25 protein-coding genes are annotated in these 20,156 nt (G+C 64.6%); 15 read left to right on the forward strand and 10 right to left on the reverse strand.

Annotation, left to right across the window (positions count from 1 at the left end; translation table 11 throughout):
* The first annotated feature begins 211 nt into the window (after nt 1-211).
* Nucleotides 212-1,633, forward strand: a complete 1,422-nt coding sequence (locus tag QFZ30_RS20910; protein WP_307080411.1) for an amino acid permease — start codon at nt 212-214, stop codon at nt 1,631-1,633.
* A 24-nt stretch (nt 1,634-1,657) separates the two neighbouring features.
* Here the strand turns inward: QFZ30_RS20910 and QFZ30_RS20915 are convergent, their stop codons facing one another.
* Both QFZ30_RS20915 and QFZ30_RS20920 read right to left on the reverse strand, forming a co-directional pair.
* On the reverse strand, nt 1,658-2,257 hold the full coding sequence (locus QFZ30_RS20915) for a DUF1345 domain-containing protein (protein ID WP_373462904.1): 600 nt from the start codon (nt 2,255-2,257) through the stop codon (nt 1,658-1,660).
* A gap of 46 nt (nt 2,258-2,303) precedes the next feature.
* On the reverse strand, nt 2,304-2,450 hold the full coding sequence (locus tag QFZ30_RS20920) for a hypothetical protein (RefSeq protein WP_307079588.1): 147 nt from the start codon (nt 2,448-2,450) through the stop codon (nt 2,304-2,306).
* Between the two features lie 250 nt (nt 2,451-2,700).
* On the opposite strand from QFZ30_RS20920, the gene rpsF reads away from it, so the two are divergent.
* The 4 genes from rpsF to rplI all read left to right on the forward strand — a co-directional run bounded on the left by rpsF (nt 2,701) and on the right by rplI (nt 4,496).
* A complete protein-coding gene (gene rpsF / locus QFZ30_RS20925; protein WP_050683795.1) occupies nt 2,701-3,006 on the forward strand; it encodes a 30S ribosomal protein S6 in 306 nt (101 codons plus the stop codon).
* A 76-nt stretch (nt 3,007-3,082) separates the two neighbouring features.
* Nucleotides 3,083-3,658 carry a single-stranded DNA-binding protein gene (locus QFZ30_RS20930; RefSeq protein WP_307079590.1) on the forward strand — a complete coding sequence of 192 codons (576 nt, stop codon included), beginning with the start codon at nt 3,083-3,085 and terminating at the stop codon, nt 3,656-3,658.
* Between the two features lie 128 nt (nt 3,659-3,786).
* Nucleotides 3,787-4,026, forward strand: coding sequence for a 30S ribosomal protein S18 (gene rpsR, locus QFZ30_RS20935; protein ID WP_003800144.1), 240 nt, complete (start codon nt 3,787-3,789; stop codon nt 4,024-4,026).
* A gap of 17 nt (nt 4,027-4,043) precedes the next feature.
* Entirely contained in the window at nt 4,044-4,496 is a 453-nt protein-coding gene (gene rplI / locus QFZ30_RS20940; RefSeq protein WP_307079593.1) for a 50S ribosomal protein L9, read from the forward strand.
* A gap of 80 nt (nt 4,497-4,576) precedes the next feature.
* Here the strand turns inward: rplI and QFZ30_RS20945 are convergent, their stop codons facing one another.
* The gene (locus QFZ30_RS20945) at nt 4,577-4,999 is read right to left on the reverse strand and encodes a DUF1801 domain-containing protein (protein ID WP_307079594.1); all 423 of its coding nucleotides are present in this window, start codon (nt 4,997-4,999) and stop codon (nt 4,577-4,579) included.
* A 66-nt stretch (nt 5,000-5,065) separates the two neighbouring features.
* Here QFZ30_RS20945 and QFZ30_RS20950 point away from each other — a divergent pair, with 66 nt between their 5' ends.
* The 4 genes from QFZ30_RS20950 (at nt 5,066) to QFZ30_RS20965 (ending at nt 7,585) form a co-directional block, all read left to right on the forward strand.
* Entirely contained in the window at nt 5,066-5,926 is an 861-nt protein-coding gene (locus QFZ30_RS20950; protein WP_307079595.1) for a PhzF family phenazine biosynthesis protein, read from the forward strand.
* Between the two features lie 103 nt (nt 5,927-6,029).
* Nucleotides 6,030-6,656 (forward strand): FMN reductase, encoded by a 627-nt coding sequence (locus QFZ30_RS20955; RefSeq protein WP_307080414.1) that lies wholly within the window; start codon nt 6,030-6,032, stop codon nt 6,654-6,656.
* A 67-nt stretch (nt 6,657-6,723) separates the two neighbouring features.
* Nucleotides 6,724-7,089, forward strand: coding sequence for a TFIIB-type zinc ribbon-containing protein (locus tag QFZ30_RS20960; protein ID WP_307079597.1), 366 nt, complete (start codon nt 6,724-6,726; stop codon nt 7,087-7,089).
* 157 nt (nt 7,090-7,246) lie between these two features.
* Nucleotides 7,247-7,585: a YciI family protein gene (locus QFZ30_RS20965; RefSeq protein WP_307079599.1), complete on the forward strand. Its 339-nt coding sequence runs from the start codon at nt 7,247-7,249 to the stop codon at nt 7,583-7,585.
* Between the two features lie 21 nt (nt 7,586-7,606).
* Here QFZ30_RS20965 and QFZ30_RS20970 read toward each other — a convergent pair whose 3' ends face one another.
* Nucleotides 7,607-8,173, reverse strand: coding sequence for a hypothetical protein (locus tag QFZ30_RS20970; RefSeq protein ID WP_307079601.1), 567 nt, complete (start codon nt 8,171-8,173; stop codon nt 7,607-7,609).
* Between the two features lie 3 nt (nt 8,174-8,176).
* On the reverse strand, nt 8,177-8,632 hold the full coding sequence (locus QFZ30_RS20975) for a hypothetical protein (protein WP_307079602.1): 456 nt from the start codon (nt 8,630-8,632) through the stop codon (nt 8,177-8,179).
* Between the two features lie 684 nt (nt 8,633-9,316).
* Between QFZ30_RS20975 and dnaB the strand changes: the two genes are divergently transcribed.
* A complete protein-coding gene (dnaB, locus tag QFZ30_RS20980; RefSeq protein WP_306906570.1) occupies nt 9,317-10,696 on the forward strand; it encodes a replicative DNA helicase in 1,380 nt (459 codons plus the stop codon).
* Here dnaB and QFZ30_RS20985 read toward each other — a convergent pair.
* On the reverse strand, nt 10,693-11,679 hold the full coding sequence (locus tag QFZ30_RS20985) for an acyl-CoA thioesterase (RefSeq protein WP_307079604.1): 987 nt from the start codon (nt 11,677-11,679) through the stop codon (nt 10,693-10,695). The two genes, dnaB and QFZ30_RS20985, sit on opposite strands and share 4 nt — an antisense overlap.
* A gap of 248 nt (nt 11,680-11,927) precedes the next feature.
* On the reverse strand, nt 11,928-12,362 hold the full coding sequence (locus tag QFZ30_RS20990) for a DoxX family protein (protein WP_307079606.1): 435 nt from the start codon (nt 12,360-12,362) through the stop codon (nt 11,928-11,930).
* Nucleotides 12,363-12,563: 201 nt separating this feature from the next.
* On the opposite strand from QFZ30_RS20990, the gene QFZ30_RS20995 reads away from it, so the two are divergent.
* The 3 genes from QFZ30_RS20995 to QFZ30_RS21005 all read left to right on the forward strand — a co-directional run bounded on the left by QFZ30_RS20995 (nt 12,564) and on the right by QFZ30_RS21005 (nt 15,018).
* Nucleotides 12,564-13,916, forward strand: a complete 1,353-nt coding sequence (locus tag QFZ30_RS20995; protein WP_307079608.1) for an MATE family efflux transporter — start codon at nt 12,564-12,566, stop codon at nt 13,914-13,916.
* 25 nt (nt 13,917-13,941) lie between these two features.
* Nucleotides 13,942-14,529 carry a hypothetical protein gene (locus QFZ30_RS21000; RefSeq protein WP_307079610.1) on the forward strand — a complete coding sequence of 196 codons (588 nt, stop codon included), beginning with the start codon at nt 13,942-13,944 and terminating at the stop codon, nt 14,527-14,529.
* A 117-nt stretch (nt 14,530-14,646) separates the two neighbouring features.
* On the forward strand, nt 14,647-15,018 hold the full coding sequence (locus QFZ30_RS21005; RefSeq protein WP_307079612.1) for a hypothetical protein: 372 nt from the start codon (nt 14,647-14,649) through the stop codon (nt 15,016-15,018).
* Nucleotides 15,019-15,028: 10 nt separating this feature from the next.
* Here the strand turns inward: QFZ30_RS21005 and QFZ30_RS21010 are convergent, their stop codons facing one another.
* Nucleotides 15,029-15,574 (reverse strand): CGNR zinc finger domain-containing protein, encoded by a 546-nt coding sequence (locus QFZ30_RS21010; protein WP_307079615.1) that lies wholly within the window; start codon nt 15,572-15,574, stop codon nt 15,029-15,031.
* 71 nt (nt 15,575-15,645) lie between these two features.
* Here QFZ30_RS21010 and QFZ30_RS21015 point away from each other — a divergent pair, with 71 nt between their 5' ends.
* Complete coding sequence (locus QFZ30_RS21015) at nt 15,646-16,716, forward strand: EamA family transporter (protein ID WP_307079617.1); 1,071 nt, start codon at nt 15,646-15,648, stop codon at nt 16,714-16,716.
* An 88-nt stretch (nt 16,717-16,804) separates the two neighbouring features.
* Here QFZ30_RS21015 and QFZ30_RS21020 read toward each other — a convergent pair whose 3' ends face one another.
* Entirely contained in the window at nt 16,805-17,071 is a 267-nt protein-coding gene (locus tag QFZ30_RS21020; protein ID WP_307079619.1) for a WXG100 family type VII secretion target, read from the reverse strand.
* Nucleotides 17,072-17,283: 212 nt separating this feature from the next.
* Between QFZ30_RS21020 and QFZ30_RS21025 the strand changes: the two genes are divergently transcribed.
* The gene (locus QFZ30_RS21025; RefSeq protein ID WP_307079621.1) at nt 17,284-17,556 is read left to right on the forward strand and encodes a DUF2277 domain-containing protein; all 273 of its coding nucleotides are present in this window, start codon (nt 17,284-17,286) and stop codon (nt 17,554-17,556) included.
* Between the two features lie 92 nt (nt 17,557-17,648).
* Here QFZ30_RS21025 and QFZ30_RS21030 read toward each other — a convergent pair whose 3' ends face one another.
* The gene (locus QFZ30_RS21030; protein ID WP_307079623.1) at nt 17,649-20,138 is read right to left on the reverse strand and encodes a heavy metal translocating P-type ATPase; all 2,490 of its coding nucleotides are present in this window, start codon (nt 20,136-20,138) and stop codon (nt 17,649-17,651) included.
* Nucleotides 20,139-20,156: the final 18 nt, after the last annotated feature.

Consider the following 20,156-nt stretch of genomic DNA (forward strand, 5'->3'; position numbering starts at 1 on the left):
TGGTGCTTCATCTTGTCAGAGCGCCTGATTTGGTCCCGGACGTTCTGTGTGAGTGCACATCCACGGGGGGTGGAGACGCGTCTAGGGTAGGAGAAATTCTGTGATCCACCACACGACCGAACGCCCCCACCGCGGCGAACGCCCGGGTCTGACCCCCCGGCTGCCTCAGGCTGCCAACACTTTCCCGAACAACACGAAGGACGGCGCATCCATGCACGCTGACCAGCAATTATCCAAATCGCTCAAGCCCCGCCACCTTTCCATGATCGCCATCGCCGGCGTGATCGGGGCTGGCCTTTTTGTCGGTTCGGGCGCGGCCATCCAGCAGGCCGGGCCGGGGATCCTGCTGGCCTACAGTGCCGCTGGAATCGTGGTCATCCTGGTGATGAGGATGCTGGGTGAAATGGCTGCGGCCAACCCCGAAACCGGCTCCTTCTCCACCTACGCGGACAAGGCGCTGGGCCGGTGGGCCGGATTCAGCATCGGCTGGCTCTATGCCTGGTTCTGGATCATTGTCCTGGGGATCGAGGCGACGGCGGGCGCGGCCATCATGCACCGCTGGGTGCCGGGGATCGATCAGTGGGTCTGGGCGCTCATCCTCATGGTGCTGCTGACCCTGACAAACCTGGGCTCGGTAAAGTCCTTCGGTGAGTTCGAGTTCTGGTTCGCGTCCATCAAGGTCACTGCGATTGTACTGTTCCTGCTGTTCGGCGCCGCTGCCATCCTGGGGCTCGTCCCCGGTGTCCCGGCCCCCGGCCTGAGCAACCTGGTGGAGAACGGCGGGTTCCTGCCCAACGGTCCGGGTGCTGTCCTGGCCGGCATCCTGGTTGTGGTCTTCTCGTTCTTCGGCGCCGAAATCGCCACGGTTGCCGCCGGTGAATCGGAGAACCCTGTGGACGCGGTCAAGAAAGCCGTGAAGTCCACTGTGTGGCGCATCCTGGTGTTCTACATCGGCTCCATCGCCATTGTTGTGACCCTGCTGCCCTGGAACTCAGCCACCGTGGCCAAGAGCCCCTATGTTGCCGTTATCGAACTGTTCGGTATCCCCGGGGCCGGCACCATCATGGACGTCGTGGTCCTCACATCCGTCCTGTCCTGCCTGAACTCCGGGCTTTACACGGCCAGCCGCATGCTCTTTTCCCTCTCGAAGCGCGGGGATGCCCCCAAGTCCTGGACCAGGATCTCGCGCCGGGGAGTTCCGGCCAGCGCAGTGCTGGCGTCCACCGTCGTGGGCTTCGTAACGGTGGGCTTGAACTACATCGCGCCGGACACTGTGTTCCTCTTCCTTGTCAACACCTCCGGCGCCATCGCCCTGTTCGTCTGGCTGGTCATTTCCACGTCCCAGCTCATCTTGCGCAGACGCATGGGGGCAGCCGCCAAGGACCTGGAGCTCAAAATGTGGCTTTTCCCATACCTGACCTGGGCATCGATTGCCAGCATCGTGGCCCTGCTCATCGGCATGGTCATCCTTGAATCCACCCGTGAATCCCTGCTGTTGTCGTTGGCCTTGGCCGGGGTTGTGGTGGGTATCGGCGTGTGGCGCTACCGGAAGGGTGATGCTGCCGCTGATGCCCCTGACGGCGGCGCCGCCGAAGGTGAGAGTGTTGCCGTAGGTGCCAGCCCGGCGTCGTAAGTCCGGCGTCGCTGTCTGGGTCAGTCAGGCCGCGAGGCCCAGCACGAGGTTGATGGTGGCTGCCAGGATGACCGTGCCGAAGACGTAGGACAGCAGGCTGTGCTTCAGGGCTTCGCGGCGGATCCGCGGATTCTCCAGGTTGGTGTCCGACACCTGGTACGTCATGCCGATGCTCGTGGCAAGGTAGGCGAAGTCCGTGTACTGGGGCGGCTCGTCCTGGTTGAAGTTGACGCCACCGTCCACCTCCCCGCCGTAGTAGTGCTCGGCGTACCGGAGCGTGAACAGGGTCTGCACCAGCATCCAGGAAAGCGCCACACTCGCCAGCACTAGGGCGGCACCGCCCAACCTGGTGCCGCCGCCGCCCCGATGTGAATCCACAACCACGACGGCTACCGCTGCGAGCGAGGCGACGTTCGCCACGAGGATGAGCAGGTCGGTGGTGGCCCGGGAAGGGTCCTCCGTGGTGGCGTGGGACTTGGTTCCGTGCGGATCCAAGCGGCCGATCACCACCCAGACCCATACCACGTAGACCAAGGCGGCGGTGGCCCAGCCCGCGGCCGGGGCCTGCATCCATCGTCCTGTGGCGCCCGTTCCTGCGGCTGCCGCGAGCCCCGCGACGACCATGGCCAGGAACCGGAGCCGGCTGCGGCGGATCCGCGGCGCTACGGACTCAACCACTGTTCCGCGATTCCGCTGTCCCCCGGGCCTGCCTGATTCCGTCACGGACGCCGGCGCGGATCACGAAATACAGGGCATAAAGCACCCCTGCCGTGGATATGAGGCCAAGGACCAGGGCATTCAATGGGGAAGCATCCATGGTGTGTACTCTAACGGCGGGGCGGCGCCGCGGTTGTCCACATAGGCGCACCTGCGCTTTCCCGGCGGCCGCATGGCGCTTAGCCTTGAGTCAAGCGCGAATCGCCTAACCGGTCCAAATGCACTAAGATATTGAAGTCTGTGCTGCGCCCTGCCTCCGTTCCGGGAGCAGGGTGTTGCTCGGCACCGCAAATGAACCTCCTGTTACGGAAATGCCGTAACCGCTTAGCCCAAAGGAGGTGGGTTCACATATGCGTCCTTACGAATTGATGGTAATCATCGACCCCGAGGTCGAAGAGCGTACCGTTGAGCCGTCGCTTCAGAAGTTCCTGAATGTCATCACCAACGATGGTGGAACCATCGAAAAGGTTGACATCTGGGGCCGTCGCCGACTGGCCTACGACATCAAGAAGAAGTCCGAAGGTATCTACGCCGTGGTGAACTTCACCGCCAAGCCGGACACCGCCAAGGAACTTGACCGCCAGCTGAGTCTCAATGAGACCATCATGCGCACCAAGATCACCCGCCCCGAAGAGCAGAAGGTCGTTGCTGAGTAATTTCAGCCCCGATTTTCATTCTTCACCCCGCAGGAAACGAACTCTCTTCAACCAGGATCGAACAAGGAGGCAGTAGATGGCAGGCGAAACCACCATTACGGTCATCGGTAATCTCACCAATGACCCGGAATTGCGGTTCACACCGTCAGGTTCGGCAGTAGCGAACTTCACCATTGCTTCCACCCCGCGCACCTTTGATCGCCAGTCCAATGAGTGGAAGGACGGGGAAACCCTGTTCCTCCGCGCGTCGGTATGGCGCGAAGCGGCCGAGAACGTCGCCGAGTCCCTCACCAAAGGCATGCGCGTGATTGTCTCCGGCCGTTTGAAGAGCCGTTCCTACGAAACAAAAGAAGGCGAAAAGCGCACCGTTATCGAGCTCGAAGTCGATGAGATCGGCCCGAGCCTGCGCTACGCCAACGCCAAGGTCAACCGCACCCAGCGCTCCGGCGCCCAGGGTGGCCAGGGTGGCTTCGGCGGCGGCAACAGCGGCGGCGGCTTCGGAGGCGGCGGTGCTGGTGCAAACCAGGGCGGCAACTCCGGTGGAAACTGGGGCGCCAACCAGCCCGCAGCGCAGGAAGACCCTTGGGCAACGCCCGGGGTCAGCAATGCAGGCGGCTGGGGCAATGGCCCGGATTCCGAACCTCCCTTCTAACCACTAAATTAAGGCCCGACGCCGGGACCGCCTCACGTGCCGCAAGGCACCGCAGGCGACTGCCGCCGTCGGACCACCACCATCCCGTGGATCAATATCCACGGGCTCCATAGAATAGGAGCTCCACGATGGCTAAGGCTGAACTCCGTAAGCCCAAACCAAAGTCCAACCCCTTGAAGGCCGCTGACATCACTGTCATCGACTACAAGGACGTAGCATTGCTGCGCAAGTTCATCTCCGACCGCGGAAAGATCCGCGCCCGTCGCGTCACAGGCGTCACGGTGCAGGAACAGCGCAAAATCGCACAGGCAATCAAGAACGCCCGCGAAGTTGCTCTGCTGCCTTACTCCGGCGCTGGCCGCGGCTAAGGAAGGGATTAACTAACATGGCAAAGCTCATTCTGACCCACGAAGTAACCGGTCTCGGTGCTGCTGGCGACGTTGTCGAGGTCAAGGACGGTTACGCACGTAACTACCTGCTGCCCCGCAACTTCGCCCTGTCCTGGTCGAAGGGTGGCGAGAAGCAGGTTGAGTCCATCAAGGCTGCCCGCGCCGCCCGCGAGCACGCTTCCCTGGAAGACGCTCAGAAGCAGGCTGCTGCACTCTCCGCCAAGCCGGTCAAGCTCGTTGTCAAGGCTGGCGAGACCGGACGCCTGTTCGGCACCGTCAAGCAGGGCGACGTAGCCGACGCTGTTGAGGCCGCTGGCCTTGGCCGCATCGACAAGCGCAAGGTTGAACTGCCGGCACACATCAAGTCGGTCGGTTCCTACCAGGCCAACGTCCGTCTGCACGACGATGTTGCTGCTGTGATCGAACTCGACGTAGTCGCAGGCAAGTAGTCTTTACGGCTACGCAGTCCTGACTGCACGAAAACCCCCGTTGCCGTAACCGGCGGCGGGGGTTTTCTTGTGTGCGCAAGTCAGGGGCTGTGGAGCTCCGTGGTGATGTGCCGGTAGCCAGCGCGGATCAGGTCGGTGAGTACCGCTTCGTCCACGTCCTCAAGCGTGTTCACGTAAAGGCAGCCGGCTCCGGTCCTATGCTTCCCCAGCCTGGCCAGCAGCTCCGCGGCCCCGGGCCCGTAGGTCAGCCCGTACAGCGAAAGGCTCGCCTTCCGGGGTGAGAAGCCCACCGCCGCAGCATCTCCCTCCCGGCCGGTCTCGTACTTGTAGTGGTACCGTCCGAAGCCCACGATGGTTGGTCCCCACATTTCCGGTTTTTCGCCGGTAATCCCCGACATCAGTTCCAGGAGCCGCAGGCCATCACGTCGCCTGACCGGATGTTCCACGCCTGCCAGGAACTCGGCCACCGACGCACCGGTTGCCTGGGTCTTGTTTTCAGCCATGCTGGAAGTCTGGCAGAGCGCACCTGACTTGTCAGCCACGCGGGCAAGCGGTGATAGCCTGCAGCGGTGAGCCAGAATCCAGCCCCCACCAGCCGCCGTCGTTCCTTCGCCCAGGTGGACGTGTTCACCGCCGAACCGTACCGCGGAAACCCGCTCGCGGTGGTCGTTGATGCCGAAGGACTGACCACGGGGCAGATGCAGCAGTTCGCCAACTGGACGAACCTTTCGGAGACCACCTTCCTGTTGCCGCCCACCCATCCTGACGCCGACTACGCAGTGCGGATCTTCACGGCGCGGGAGGAGTACCCCTTCGCCGGGCACCCCACCCTGGGGTCCGCGCACGCCTGGCTGGAGGCCGGAGGGGTGCCCAAACAGGATGGCGTGCTGGTCCAGGAATGCGGTGCTGGGCTGGTCCGTGTGAAGCGCGACGGCGGCCGGCTGGCGTTCGCTGCGCCGCCCCTCACGCGCTCCGGACCGGTGGACGAAGCAGACCTGGCCGGAATCGCCGCCGGCCTGCGCCTGCCCCGCCCAGCGCTTCTGGACGCCTCCTGGCTGGTCAACGGGCCCCACTGGATCGGGGTCCTGCTTGAATCGGCGGAGGACGTGCTGGCCATCACGCCCGACTACGCGGCGATGGATGGGCTGAGCGTCGGGGTTATCGGCCCCCACAGCGGCCCTGGCAGCGCGGATTTTGAAGTACGGACGTTCATCCCGGGCGACGCTGCCGCGGAAGACCCGGTGACGGGAAGCTTCAACGCCGGCGCCGCGCAATGGCTGATCGGCAGCGGCCGCGCGCCGGCGTCGTACACCGCAGCCCAAGGCACGGTCCTGGGACGTGCCGGCAGGGTCCGTGTGGACGCGGTAGGCGACGATATCTGGGTGGGCGGAAGCTCAACTACCTGCATCAACGGGTCCGTCGTGATCTGAGGCCAGCGCTTGTGCCCTTGGAATAAACGCGTAACGCCTCTGGTTAGCAAGATACATGCAAACACATGTACCGCAGATTTTTACCGACCTTCAGGAGCACACCGTGGAAACCCGCCGCATTACCGTTCTTTCAGCCGGCCTGGGCGTGCCGTCATCGAGCAGGCTGCTTGCCGGCCAGCTCGCGGCGTCCGCGGAACGCCAGCTCGCTGCGGCTGGCTATGAGGTGGCAGTGGAGGTCATTGAGCTCCGAGACCTCGCAGTGGACATCGCGAACAACTTTGTCACCGGCTACGCGGGCCCGCGCCTGGCGGAAGTCATTGCGGACGTGGAATCATCCGACGGCATCATCGCCGTCAGCCCGGTGTTCAGCGCGTCCTACAGCGGCCTGTTCAAGTCCTTCATCGATGTCCTGGACCCCAAGTCGCTGGACGGGAAGGCAGTCCTCCTCGGCGCGACAGGCGGCACGGACCGCCACCAGATGGTGCTGGAGTACGCCATGCGGCCGCTGTTCAGCTACCTGCGGACCCGGATGGCCGCTACCGGCGTCTTTGCCGGCCCTCAGGACTGGGGAAACGCGGACGACGGCGGCTCACCCCTTTCGGAGCGGATCAACCGTGCGGCAGGGGAGTTTGCCGGGCTTCTGGCCGGGGAGCAACCCGGCCGCCCGCCCGCCGCAATGGAGTCTCTGCCGTTTGAGCAGCTCCTGGCCGGCATTTCGGGTAGGCGCTGAGCGAGCCAATTCCTGAGACGATGACTCAGGGCCGAACTTTCCCGCCGCCCCGATCGTTGACCCGGACATGAAATGTCCTGTGGATTCCATTGACCTGGTAATGACCGAACGAAGTGGCGTGGAGATTGACTACTGCCCCCAGTGCCGTGGCGTGTGGCTGGACCGGGGTGAACTGGACAAGATCATTGACCGCGCAGCCGATTCCCTCGGCGGCGCGGCCCCGGCACCTGCCCGTCCGGCAGCCCCGGCCCCCGGCATAGTGCCGCCACCGCTGTACCAGAATTTCGAACCCCGCCGCGAGCAGCCCCGTTACGAGCAGCCCCGCTACGATGACCGGAACTACGGCAAGCAGGGCTACGACCGTGACCGTGACCGCGACCGCCGCGGGCACAAGAAGAAGGAAGGCTGGCTGGGGGACCTGTTCGACTTCTAGCTGTACTCGGCTAGGACGTTGGTGACATTCGGATTGCAGGGTGCGGTTGAGGCGTTCCACATTGCCCTTTCCGGCATTCTTCCAGGGTGGCCGAATGGTTGCCTTCAACTATCCACACCCGTTGCTGTCCCGCCCGCCCGCGGGGCACCATTGAGGCATGACCAAATACCTCATTTCCTTCCCGAGCGAAGCCATGGTGCTCACCGACGAGGAGTTCCCGATCGTCTTCGCCGAATCCCACGCTGTGATCGAGGAGGCGAAGGCAGCCGGCGTCTACGTATTCGGCGGTGGGATCGAGGAGGAAGTCGATCCCGTGCTGGTCTCCGCCGACGGGTCGGTGAGCACCGAGGTCTATCCGGGCTCCGAACTCAAGGGTGGGTTCACGGTGCTGGAGCTGCCGACCCGCGAGGACGCGGTCGAGTGGGCAAGGAAGATCGCGGTGGCCTGCCGTTGCTCGCAGGAGCTCCGCGAGTTCGGCTACGACCCGGCTAGCTAGCTGCCGTCCGGACAGGTGGTGTCAGTCATCCAGCAGGGCGATGAACTCACGTGCCTGCTTCAGTGAGATGTCCGAATGCCTGGTGAGGGCGTTGGCGGCGCCTTCGGCGTCCCCGCTGCGTGCCAGCGTACGGATCCGTCCGTAGATCTCATCATTGAGCATATTGCTGCTGACCTCGCGTGTGACGTCGCCCTTGCTGGCAATGGCACGGTACCGGTATGGGAAACGCTGCGGCACATCATCGTCATCGGGATCCGCCGCCACGGGTTCGGCCGTGGGGCTGCGGTAAGGCTGGGGGTGGGCCGCCAGTGCCCCCACGGCATCCCGGGAGGCCCGCAGGCCGTCTCCTGTTGACTCGTAGTAGAGCTTGATGGCAGCCATCGCCTGTCCCTGTGCAATGAGCGCATAAAGCCTGCGGTGCTGATCCTCCGTGAGCCTGGCAGAGGCGGCGCGGGCGAGCTCGACGGGGTCCAAGGCCGGAGCCTGGCCCGACCGGCCAGCCATGCGCCTGCTGACGGCACGGGCCGCCAAGGCGACCCCGGCAGCAACGACCACCAGGATGAGGGCGGGGATCACTAGTGATTCCATGTTCTAAAGCCGATCTACATACTTTTTAGCGGTAGCCAGGTCCGAGTGTGTTGCCTGGCGAAGGAGCTTGATGGCCTGGAGCTTCTGTCCGTTGCGCGCCATCGACTGCAGCTGCAGGGCGAACTGCGGGTTCAGCTGCCCGCCCGGAAGTGCTGTGTACCCATACTGTCCTGCCCCCGCCCCGGCCTGTGCGCGCAAGGCCGCCCGGGCGTGGTCTTCCTGCTGCGACTGCTGCTGCTCGTTCTGGCTTGGCCGGGTATTGGCGTCTACGCGGGCGCGTGCTGCGGTGGCCGCCCGGACCTGGGCCGCATAGTGTTCGGCAGACCGCATGGCGAGGTCCTGCTGGTACCGTTCCGCGTCGGACATCCCGGAATCGCGGGGGCGCAGGGCTGTTGAAAGCGCCCAAAGCACTGCCACGAGAATTATGGCAGGCAGTAACACCATCAGTATTTCGCCCATAAATAGAGCTTATGCCAGATGCGGGTTATCCACAGCATATTCCGAAGTTTGCATACAGGCTGCCTCCGTTGCCGGCGCCTACCCCGCTCCCCGGTATGGGATCGATCACAAAAGCGCATATATCTCCTGTTTCACTATCGAGCTCCGGGCCAGTATCAACAGCCGTGGACTGAAAGCTGTGGATGAAGGTTGGGGAAAAGAATATTTAGTCCACACGCTGTGCTCAACGTTTTCGCAGGTCAGAACCATATTGCAGGCCAAAGTTTTTTTGTTTCCACAGGTCCACCCACAGGCTGTGCACAAGCTATGCCACTTACTGCACAGGTTATCCACAACGCCGCACGGTAGCGGGCTTTGCGGCTGAGGCCAGGGGGGCTAGCGTAGCGGGATACCTGTTTTGGGGGTGCAGAAACGCTGTTCCCGGTAGGTGGCGCCAACGCGGCAGATCTTCGGATCCAGCCGTGGTGGTGCCCTCTGTGGATAACCTGTGGATTGTGGGGATAACTCTCCGCAGCCCGTCAAAAGGACCCGGCGGGGGTGGCCGAAGCTAATTGTCGGTGCCCGCGCGTAAACCTGAATCGTACGGCGCTATGGATGTTCCGCAGCGTCCGCATCCCGCAGGCAAGATGAATTACCGCCGCGGCAGACGGATATCGCCGCAGCACACAACGGAGGACGGCAGCTTTGTCAGTAACGCACCTGGACTCGATCGAGGGCACCCGCGGATCCGAAGGCAGCCGGAAACCCCCACAGGACATTCCCGCCGAACAATCCGTGCTGGGCGGCATGATGCTGTCCAAAGACGCCATCGCCGATGTTGTGGAGATCCTCCGAGGTCAGGATTTCTACCGCCCTGCGCACGAGACCATCTATGAAGCCATCATCGACCTCTATGGCCGCGGTGAGCCCGCTGACGCCGTCACGGTATCGGACGAGTTGACCAAACGTGCCGAGATCAACAGGATCGGCGGCCCCGCCTATCTTCATGAGCTCATCCAGACTGTCCCCACGGCAGCCAACGCCGGGTACTACGCCGAGATCGTGGCCGAGCGCGCCGTCCTGCGCCGGCTGGTCAATGCCGGAACCAAGATTGTCCAGCTGGGTTACGGTTCCGACGGTGAAGTGGAAGACCTGGTCAACCAGGCGCAGGCCGAGGTCTACGCCGTGGCTGAGCGGCGCACCGCCGAGGACTATGTGGTGCTGAAGGATGTCATGGAGTCCACGGTGGACGAGATTGAAGCGTCCGGCCACCGCGGCGAAGGGATGACTGGTGTGCCCACGGGCTTCTATGAGCTGGATGAGCTCACCCACGGCCTGCATCCCGGCCAGATGATCGTCATCGCAGCCCGTCCGGCGGTGGGCAAGTCCACGTTCGCCCTGGACTTCGCCCGGTCCGCGGCCATCAAAAATAACTTGGCCACTGTCATGTTCTCGCTCGAAATGGGCCGGAACGAGATCGCGATGCGTCTCCTCTCCGCTGAGGCAACCATCGGCCTCCAGGACCTCCGCAAGGGCACCATCAAGGACGAGCAGTGGTCCAAGATCGCTACCACGATGGGCCGGATGAATGATGCCCCGCTCTTCATCGATGACAGCCCCAACATGTCGTTGATGGAAATCAGGGCCAAATGCCGCCGACTCAAGCAGCAGCACGACCTGAAGCTTGTGATCCTGGACTACCTGCAGCTGATGAGCTCCGGCAAGAAGGTGGAATCGCGCCAGCAGGAAGTCTCTGAGTTCTCCCGTGCGCTCAAACTGCTGGCCAAGGAGCTCCAGGTCCCGGTGATCGCCCTGTCGCAGCTGAACCGTGGCTCCGAACAGCGCCAGGACAAGCGCCCCATGGTATCGGACCTCCGTGAATCCGGCTCCATTGAGCAGGACGCCGACATGGTCATCCTGCTGCACCGTGAGGACGTTTACGACAAGGAGTCACCGCGCGCAGGTGAGGCGGACATCCTGATCGCCAAGCACCGCAACGGCCCCACCAAGGACATTGTGGTGGCCTTTCAGGGCCACTACTCGCGCTTCGCCAACATGGCCGCCGATGCCGGCGGGGGCTTCTAGCCCTGCTCCAGCTGGCTGGTCGGCGCCAGCAAATGGTTGGGCAGGCGGTTCCCGGGGGCGGTGCCGCGGATCTCCAGCAGTTCGCGGGCGTGGGCGTGCAGCCGGCGGTCCTCCTCCGACACCGGAACCCATTGCGGAATAGGCACTGACGTCCCTTCGGCGTCACGCGCGACCATCACGGTGAGGCAGTAGGTGGTGAGGTTCAGCCCGCCGCCCTTGGGATCGCCCGAGCGCACGTGGACCGCAACGTGCATTCCCTTTGTCCCCGTGTAGACCAGCCTGGCTTCCACCTCAACCACGTGGCCGATCAGCAGCGGCCGGTAGAAGCGAACCCCGCCGGAGAACACCGCCACAGTGTCCTTTCCGCAATACCGGGACGCACAGAGGTAGGCGGCCTCGTCGATCCACTTCATCACGATGCCGCCGTGTACTTTGCCTCCCCAGTTCACATCCGTGGGGGCCGCCATAAACCGCAGGGTCACGCGCTCGGCCGTGCCGGCGTCGGTATATTCCTGGGCGTTCATGGCCTCGACGATCCGCTCGCGGATCTTGACCCGGGCCAGGGCGTGGTCGCGCTGTTCGATCTCCTCGGCCGTGACCGGTACAAACTGCGTGACCGGGACGGGCCTTCCGTCCTCGCCCACCGCAACGAAGATCACCATGCACTGGCTGCGCATGGTGGCCGGGCCGCCCTTGGGATCCCCTGAGGAGACCACAGTGCGGATGTGCATGGAGGAGCGGCCCGTGTACACGATGGTGGCCTCCACCTCCACCATGTCGCCGCTGTTCACGGGGTCCGCGAAGTGGATGTTACCCACGTAGGCCGTGACGCAGTAGGACTTGGCCCAGCCCACGGCGGCGGCGTAGGCGGCCTTGTCCACCCATTCCAGGACGGTTCCGGCGTCCACCGAACCGCTGTGGCCCACATCCATGGGGGCGGCCAGGAAGCGGAGGGTTATGGAATTGGCGGCGGTCTCAGTCATGGTGCGATCTTACTGACGCCGGCGGTTACTGGGCGGTTGGGATTGCGACAAATGAGGTAAACCAGAACCGCCCCGCCCGCCGTGGGGGCCGACCGGAGAAGTGCTGGTCCTCGGTACGGACGGATCACTTCGAACTGACAGGGGTCACAGGCTGACATCCTGCAGAACCGGCTGAAGCAGGAAAAAGCGACGGCGGATAGGCACCCAGGGTGCCCACCCGCCGTCGTGATTTATCCCCGGAAGCCTGGCTACGCGAGGACGGCCAGCGGGGAGTTCTTCCGGCCGAAAAGGGCGCGGTCCACGGAAATGCGGCCGGCGCCGGTGAGGGCCAGGGCCAGGGCGGCGGCAGCCAGGAGGAGGACCAGTTCGTAGCCGCCGGCGGCGGCGAAAATGCCCGCAGGAGCGTGCACCAGGAAGAGTGCGCCCAGCATGTCTAGGGCAAGAAGTGCAGCAACCACGCGGGTAAGCACGCCCAGGATCAGGGCAATTCCGCCGGCCAGCTCGAGAGTGGCCACAACGGGTGCGGCGACTTCGGCGGCGGGTACGCCCATCTTGGCGAAGGACGCCTGCGTGCCGGCAATAGTGAATTCGTTGAACTTCTGCCAACCATGGGCTGTGAAGAGGAAGCCGAGGATGACGCGCAGGATGGTAATGGCGGTGGTGGTCAGGGAGGACTGGTTCATGGGAGTTTCACCGTTTCGGATGTCGGTCAGGGCTGTTTGGATACAAGCGGGCCGGATCGCAGCGTTGAAGCTTGAGGTACCGAGTCTTCCGGATGCAAGGTTGAAGTGTCAACCATTGATGTCCGAATGTGTCCTTTCTCATGAAGGCGGTTGTCCTTGAGGCCAGGCCGGGATGTCCCGGGTGCCCGCTAGGCTGGCACCGTGCCTCACCAACCCGCCCAGGCCGCTGCAGAAGCGCCCACCCGACATGCCCGGGAAATCCTTCGGCTCGCCGTCCCCGCCTTTGGCGCCCTCATTGCTGAACCGCTGTTCCTGCTGGCAGACTCCGCCATCGTGGGGCATCTGGGCGTCGCGCAGCTGGCGGGGGTTGGCCTCGCTTCCGCGGTCCTGCATACCGCCGTCGGACTGATGGTATTCCTGGCCTACTCCACCACGCCCGCAGTGGCGCGGGCCATCGGCGACGGTCAGCTCGCCAAGGCGCTGGCCGCCGGACGCGACGGCGTCTGGCTCGCGCTCCTGTTGGGGGCCGTTCTTGCGGCGGCAGGCTTTGCAGCGGCTGAACCGCTGGTGACACTCATGGGCGCCGAGGGTGAAGTTCGGACGTTTGCGGTGGACTACCTCCGCTGGTCCATGCCCGGGCTGGTGGCCATGCTGCTCATTTTCGCAGGCACCGGAGTGCTCCGGGGCCTGCAGGACACGCGCACCCCGCTGGTGGTGGCCACCGCCGGGTTTGCGCTGAACATCGCCCTCAACCTCTGGCTGGTTTATGGCCTCGGCTGGTCCGTGACGGGGTCGGCAGTGGGCACCAGCATCGCGCAATGGGCCATGGCTGCCGTCTATCTAGTGATGGTGCAGCGCTACGCGGTCCGGAACGGGGTTAGTCTGCTGCCGGACTGGCACGGCATCCGAACCATGACGCGCATCGGTTCATGGCTGATGCTTCGAACTCTCAGCCTCCGGATCGCCATTCTTGCCACAGTCCTGGTGGTCACCGCCCAGGGGGCCGTGAACCTTGCGGCGCACCAGCTGGCCATGACCATCTTTTCCTTCCTGGCCTTTGCCCTCGACGCCCTGGCAATCGCCGCCCAGGCGCTGATCGGAAAGGAGCTGGGGGCGTCCAACCCGGCAAGGGCGCGCCTGCTGACCCGGACGATGATCCGCTGGGGTGCAGGCTTCGGCGTGATTACCGGACTGGTGCTGGCTGCGGCTGCTCCTTGGGCGGGAGCATTGTTCACCTCCGACCCCGGAGTTCACTCCGCCCTTACCTCCGCCCTCTGGGTCCTTGCCGCCGGCCAGCCGGTCGCCGGATACGTTTTTGTGCTCGACGGCGTGCTGATCGGAGCGGGCGATGCCAAGTACCTGGCGCTGGCCGGCCTGGTGAACCTTGCCGTCTATGTCCCCCTGCTCCTGGCCGTCAGCGGCTCCGGAATGTCCGGGACGGCCGGGCTCATGTGGCTGTGGGCCGCCTTTGCACTGGGCTACATGGCGGCCCGTGCCGTGACGCTTGGTGTGCGTGCCAGGTCCGACCGCTGGATGGTGCTCGGTTCGCCGTAGCTCCGGCGCCCACTAAACTGGTCCGGTGATCCCGTTGACGCCCGCCGAAACTGCCCCAGGTACTGCCCCCCAGGCTGACCTGTGGAAGCCGGTACTGCTCCGCGCCGTGGCCGCGCTGATGTTCGGTGCGCTGACCGTATTCTGGGCCTCACCGTCCGTTGCTGTCATGGGCTGGTCCGGGGGGGTCTACCTGCTGGGCACCGGACTGCTGCTGATCTGGAGCGTCCCGAAGGCGGGCTACCGCAATGACGCGACGCCAGGCAGGATCATTTCCGCCGCCGGGTCGGCCCTGACGGGCAGCGGTGTAGCGCTGATCCTGCTCCATGGAGACCTACCTTTTGGCGTCATCGCCGCGATGGGCCTTGGCCTGGCAGGTGCCGTGGAGGTGTACTGCGGTATCCGGTACCGCGGACGGCATGTGTTGGCCCGGGACTGGCTGGCCTCCGGGATCATCGGCATTGGCACCGCGGCCGCACTTCCCTTTTTCATCGGCCTTGGGGCGCACGCGCTGCTGGGCGTCGCCGGTGGCGGTGCCATCATTTCCGGGGTGCTGTGGATGCTGTCCGGGCTGACGCTCCGGCATGATGCCAAGCAGGCAGCCGGGAAGCCGTAAACTAGAAGCGCACGGTTCTACTCGGCGTAGAAGATTGGCCGTGCATCGCAAACGCGCAGGACAAACGCAACATTCAAACAGGCCGGCCACCGCATTGCCTGTCGGAGAGGAACCACCTTGGCAGACCAGCAACCAGGAAAACCGCGCAAGCAGCGGACCTCGGTGAAGGGGCCGCTGATGTTTTCCGCGTTCTGGGCCGTCCTCACCTTCTTTGCGGTGCTGATCTTCGCCTCCGGCGGCAGTTCACGCGCCCCACGGTTCGATCTGGCATTCACCGGTGCCGGAATCGCCTTCATTGTCACGCTGGTGATCGCGGCCATGCTCGCCATGAGCTACAAGGACAACGCCGAGCACCTCGGCAAAGGGTCCGGTGTCAACCTGAGTTCGGCAAGGAAGTCCTCGCACGGATTTGGTGGCCAACGCCCGGCCCAGCCGGATGCCCCGGAAGCAGACCGCCCCGATTTCAACGGCCCGGAATCCGGCCGCTGACGCCGCTCGCCTAGCCTCCTGATGCCTGGCGTGCGCGGTAGGCAGCCACATGAGCACGGTTGGCGCAGTTTCCTGTATCGCAGTACCGCTTCGAGCGGTTGCGGCTCAGGTCCAGCACCACTGCATTGCAGTCCTCCGCGTCGCATACCAGCATGCGGTCCATCTCCTTGGTGCGGATGACGTCCACCAACGCCATGGCGGCCTCGGTGCTCATTCTGTCCACCAGGGGGGCCTCCCTGGTGGTGGCGTGCAGGTGCCAGTCCCATTCATCGTGTTTCATGAGTTGGGGAAGGGCGTTGGCGTCGCGCAGCAGCCGGTTGACGGTTTCCACCGCGGTGTCCTCGTCCGCAGTCCAGAGCACCGCCAGTTGACTGCGGAACTCGTGGACGCTGGCGAGTTCGGCATCATCGCGGGTCCGTGATCCGCTAAAGCCCTCCGCGCGGAGGAAGTTGTCCAGGTCTGCAACGCTGGCCAGGGCCTCCCTTCCGTTCGCGGCGGTATTGATGAGGTTGACCACAGTGCGCAGCGCAACCTCAGTGTCAGGGGCAAAAAGCATCTTGACTCCTTACAGGGTCTGGGCGTAGTGTCAGGACCATTACCCCACTTTACTCCTGACAGGAGGCACCGATGCCTGCCGCAAGCAACCCTGCCGCGACCCGCCGGCCGTTCGCAGCCAGCCGGGGATTCCTTGCCTCGGGGCTCGGCATCGCCCTGTTTTCCTCAGCTGTCTTCGGAATCTCCGGTTCTTTCGCCAAGGCGTTGCTGGAAACCGGCTGGACTCCAGGAGCCGCCGTGACGGCCCGCCTCACCGGCGCCGCCCTCATCCTCGCCGTTCCGGCTGTCTTGGCGCTGCGCGGACGCTGGCACCAGCTGCGGGACAACTGGGTCACTATCATGCTGTTTGGCCTCATCGGTGTTGCCGCATGCCAGCTTTTTTACTTCAACGCGGTGGCCAGGCTCTCGGTCGGAGTGGCGCTTCTCCTGGAGTACCTCGCTCCGGTGATCATTGTGCTCTGGCTATGGGCGGCCAGCCGGAAACGGCCGCGCGCGCTGACTTTCGGCGGAACCGTGCTGTCCCTCGCCGGCCTGGTCTTGGTGCTGGATCTCACGGGAGCGGTGAAGATCGACGGCATCGGCGTCTTCTGGGGCATGGCCGCAGCGGTCTGCCTCGCCATGTACTTCTTCATCACCGCCAAGGAGAACGATTCCCTTCCGCCGATCGTCCTGGCCTCCGCGGGCCTGATGGTGGGTGCAGCGGTGATGTGGCTGGCTGGAGCCACGGGCCTGCTGCCCATGGCATTCAGCACGGCGGATACCAGGCTCGGCCCGTGGGTCACGCCCTGGTGGGTCTCCTTGGGCGGGCTGGTGGTCCTGGCAACAGTCTTGGCCTACGTATCCGGCATCATGGCTGCCCGTGCCCTCGGCTCCAAAGTGGCGTCTTTTGTGGCGCTGACCGAGGTCCTGTTCGCCGTGATTTGGGCGTGGTTGCTCCTGGGTGAACTTCCCGGGGCGATCCAGCTCCTGGGCGGAGTCCTCATTGTTGGCGGCGTCATCCTGGTCCGGCTGGATGAACTGCGTGCGCCAGCAGGACCTGCTGGAACAACAGCCGCAGGGACAATCCCCGCAGGTGAAACGGCAGCCGCGATAAAGGTGACCTCACCGCTGGAGCAGGCGAACGACGTCGAACGCGTTCCCTGACAGCCCAAACCCAGCGGGCAAGGGAAGACCTCGGGAAAAGCAGGAGGGCCCGGACACTGTGCGTGCCCGGGCCCTCCGTGAAACGTGGTTACTGCTGCGAAGTCTGATCCTGCGCGTCAGCGTTCTTGGTTGCCCGCTGGCCGGCATCCTTCAGCGCGTCGGCAACCTTGGTCAGCTGCGCCATGTGATTGCTGTCCCATTCGCCGCGGAACTTCTCCGCGTCCGGTCCCTTCCAATCGGTGGTGTTCAGCATCTGGTTGAGCCTGGACTTCTGGCTCTCGATATCAGTCGCCCCTGACTGAAGCTGCTTGCCCAGGTCCCTCAGCTGCTGTACATCTGCGCCCCAAATAGCCATCTGTGTTCTCCTTCGTATTTTGGATCCGATCCAGATCGGCATCCCCAGCGGCCCCCCGGCTCATCCGGAAGATCCATTGCCTAAAACCTATCCCGGCCCCAAAACACTGTCGATGGGCACCACTGCCCATGCAGCACTCCCCATGGGCTTGGGCCCTCCGCCACGGAGGCAAGGGGGTCGATCCCAGGCGTTCAGGAGCCTAGCATGGGATTATGTGCCGGAATATCCGAACCCTCCATAACTACGAACCGCACGCCACCTCGGAAGAGGTGCACGCCGCTGCACTGCAGTATGTGCGAAAAATCAGCGGCAGCACCAAACCCTCCAAGGCCAACGAGGAAGCGTTCGAATGGGCAGTGCACGAGATCGCCCACATTACGCAGCACCTTCTGGAGTCGCTGGTCACCCATGCGCCCGCCAAGGACCGGGCAGAAGAGGCGGCCAAAGCAAAGGCGCGGGCGGCCGTGCGCTTCGGCGCCGCCTAGTTCGGTCCCCTACGAAACCAAGTAGGTCGCAGCAGGTGTCGTTCTGGACGCTTATAACGACATCTGCTGCGACTTGGTTGGAATGGCGGGGACTACTTGCCGAAGCTGCGCAGCCGGAGCGAGTTCGCCACCACCAGGACTGAGCTTGCCGCCATCGCTGCTCCCGCGATCATGGGATTCAGCAGCCCCAGCGCTGCCACCGGGATACCGATGGCGTTGTAGAAAAAGGCCCAGAAGAGGTTGGTCTTGATGGTCGCCAGGGTCCTGCGGGAGAGCTCGATGGCCTCGGCCACCTGGCCAAGATCGTTGCCCATCACCGTGAGATCAGCGGCCTCGATGGCCACATCGGTGCCCGACCCCATGGCGATGCCCAGGTCTGACTGTGCCAGCGCGGCGGCGTCGTTCACGCCATCGCCGGCCATGGCCACTGTGGCGCCGGCCGCCTGCAGTTTCCTGACAGCCTCAACCTTTCCGGCCGGCAGGACCCCGGCATAAACGTCGTCAGGGGAAATGCCGACGGCCGAGGCCACCTGTGCCGCTACGGCAGCGTTGTCCCCGGTCAACAGGATGGGCTTGAGCCCCAGCGCCTTAAGCCGTGAAATGGCGGCTGCGGAACCTTCCTTGACCGTGTCCCGGAGCGAAATGATGCCTGCAGCGGTGCCGTCCAGCGCAACCCAGATGGCCGTTGCGCCTGTTGCTTCCGCGGCGGCGAGGGCCCGGTGCTGGCCCGCCGAGATGGGGACACCGTTCTCCTCCAGCCAACCGGTGCGACCGGCCACCACCTCGCGGCCCTCCACGGTTCCTGCCACCCCGCCGCCGGGAGCCGAACGGAAGTGTTCGACGGCGGGAAGGCGCCTGCCGTCGTCTTTGTGGCCTGAGTGCGAAGGCACTGACTGGGCTGACGGAACCGAATGTGCCGGGCGCTCCGCCTGCTCGGCAAGGGCTGCCGCGGCGATGGCGTGAGCGATCGGGTGTTCGGACGCCGCCTCGACGGCACCGGCCAGTCGCAGCACCTCGGACTCGCCGATGCCATCCAACGTGGTGAACGCCTGTGTGGCGGCGACGGCGAGCTTGCCGCTGGTCACGGTGCCGGTCTTGTCCAACAGGATGGTGTCCACGGTGCGGGTATCCTCCAGGACCTGCGGGCCCTTGATCAGGATTCCGAGCTGGGCGCCCCGGCCCGTTCCGGTGAGCAGGCCCACAGGGGTGGCGAGTCCCAGCGCACAAGGGCAGGCGATGACCAGGACGGCGACGGCGGCAGTGAAGGCGGCGCGCAGCTCGGCCTCATTGATGGCCGGCCCGGCAAGGAGCAGCCACGCCACGAAGGTGAGCACGGCAATGACCAGCACCACCGGGACAAAGACTGCGCTGATGCGGTCGGCGAGGCGGGCGATGGGGGCCTTACCGGTCTGCGCCTGCGATACCAGCCGGGCCATCTGCGCCAGCGTGGTTTCGGAGCCCACCCTCGTCGCGCGGACCAGCAGGCGGCCGGAGGCGTTGATGGTGGCCCCGATGACCTTGCTGTCCGGGCCCACCTCGACCGGCACCGACTCACCGGTGACCAGGGAGGCATCAACGGCGGAACTGCCCTCGACCACCACCCCGTCCGTCGCGATCTTCTCACCGGGGCGGACAACGATCAGATCGCCCACCTGGAGCTGCCAGGCCGGAATCTTGTGTTCGGCGCCGCCGTGCAGGACGGTGGCGTCTTTGGCTCCCAGGTTCAGCAGCGCCTTGAGCGCGTCACCGGCCTTTTGCTTGGCGTTGGACTCCAGGTAGCGGCCCAGGAGCAGGAATGTGGTGACCACGGCGGCCACCTCGAAGTACAGGCCACCTGATTCCATGCCTTCCATCCCCGGGTGTTCCGTCATCCGGGGGTCCGCCAGCAGCTGCCAGGAGGAGAAGAGGTAGGCAGCGACGACGCCGATGGACACCAGTGTGTCCATGGTGGAGGCAAAGTGGCGCGCGTTGATGGCCGCCGCACGGTGGAAAGGCCAGGCAGCCCAGCTGACCACGGGCAGCGCCAGTGCGCCTGCAACCCAGCCCCAGTGCGGGAACTGGAAGGCCGGCACCATCGAGATCAGGAAGACGGGAACCGTCAGGATGGCCGCAACGATCAGGCGGGGAAGGAGCTGCGCGGCCGTGCCTCCATGCTGCAGGTGGTCCTGGTGGGTGGGGGCGGCGCTTTGGTCGTGGTGGTCACCGGTCGCGGCGCCACCGGCGACTTGCTCGGCATGCTCGCTCGTGCCTCGCTTAGACGCATGCTGCCGCAAGTCCCCGGCGTCGCCGCTCGGGGGCCGCACGCCGGTTCCGTGGCCGGCACTTTGGCTTGGGTAGTGCTGTGAACGGAGGCTTGCCTGGTAACCCGTGGCGTTGACGGTGTCGACGATCTGCTGGTCGGTGATGCCGGCCGGGACCGTGACGTGCGCCGACTCCAGAGGCAGGTTGACCGAGGCTTCCACGCCGTCCAGCTTGCCGAGCTTCTTCTCCACGCGGTTCACGCAGGAGGCGCAGGTCATGCCCTCGATATCAAGTTCAACCACCCGGCTCCCGCTCTGGTGGAGGAGATGTTCGTTGCTCATCGTGGTTCCTCGGGTCGG

The sequence above is a fragment of the Arthrobacter pascens genome (genome assembly GCF_030815585.1).
Taxonomy (GTDB): domain Bacteria; phylum Actinomycetota; class Actinomycetes; order Actinomycetales; family Micrococcaceae; genus Arthrobacter; species Arthrobacter pascens_A.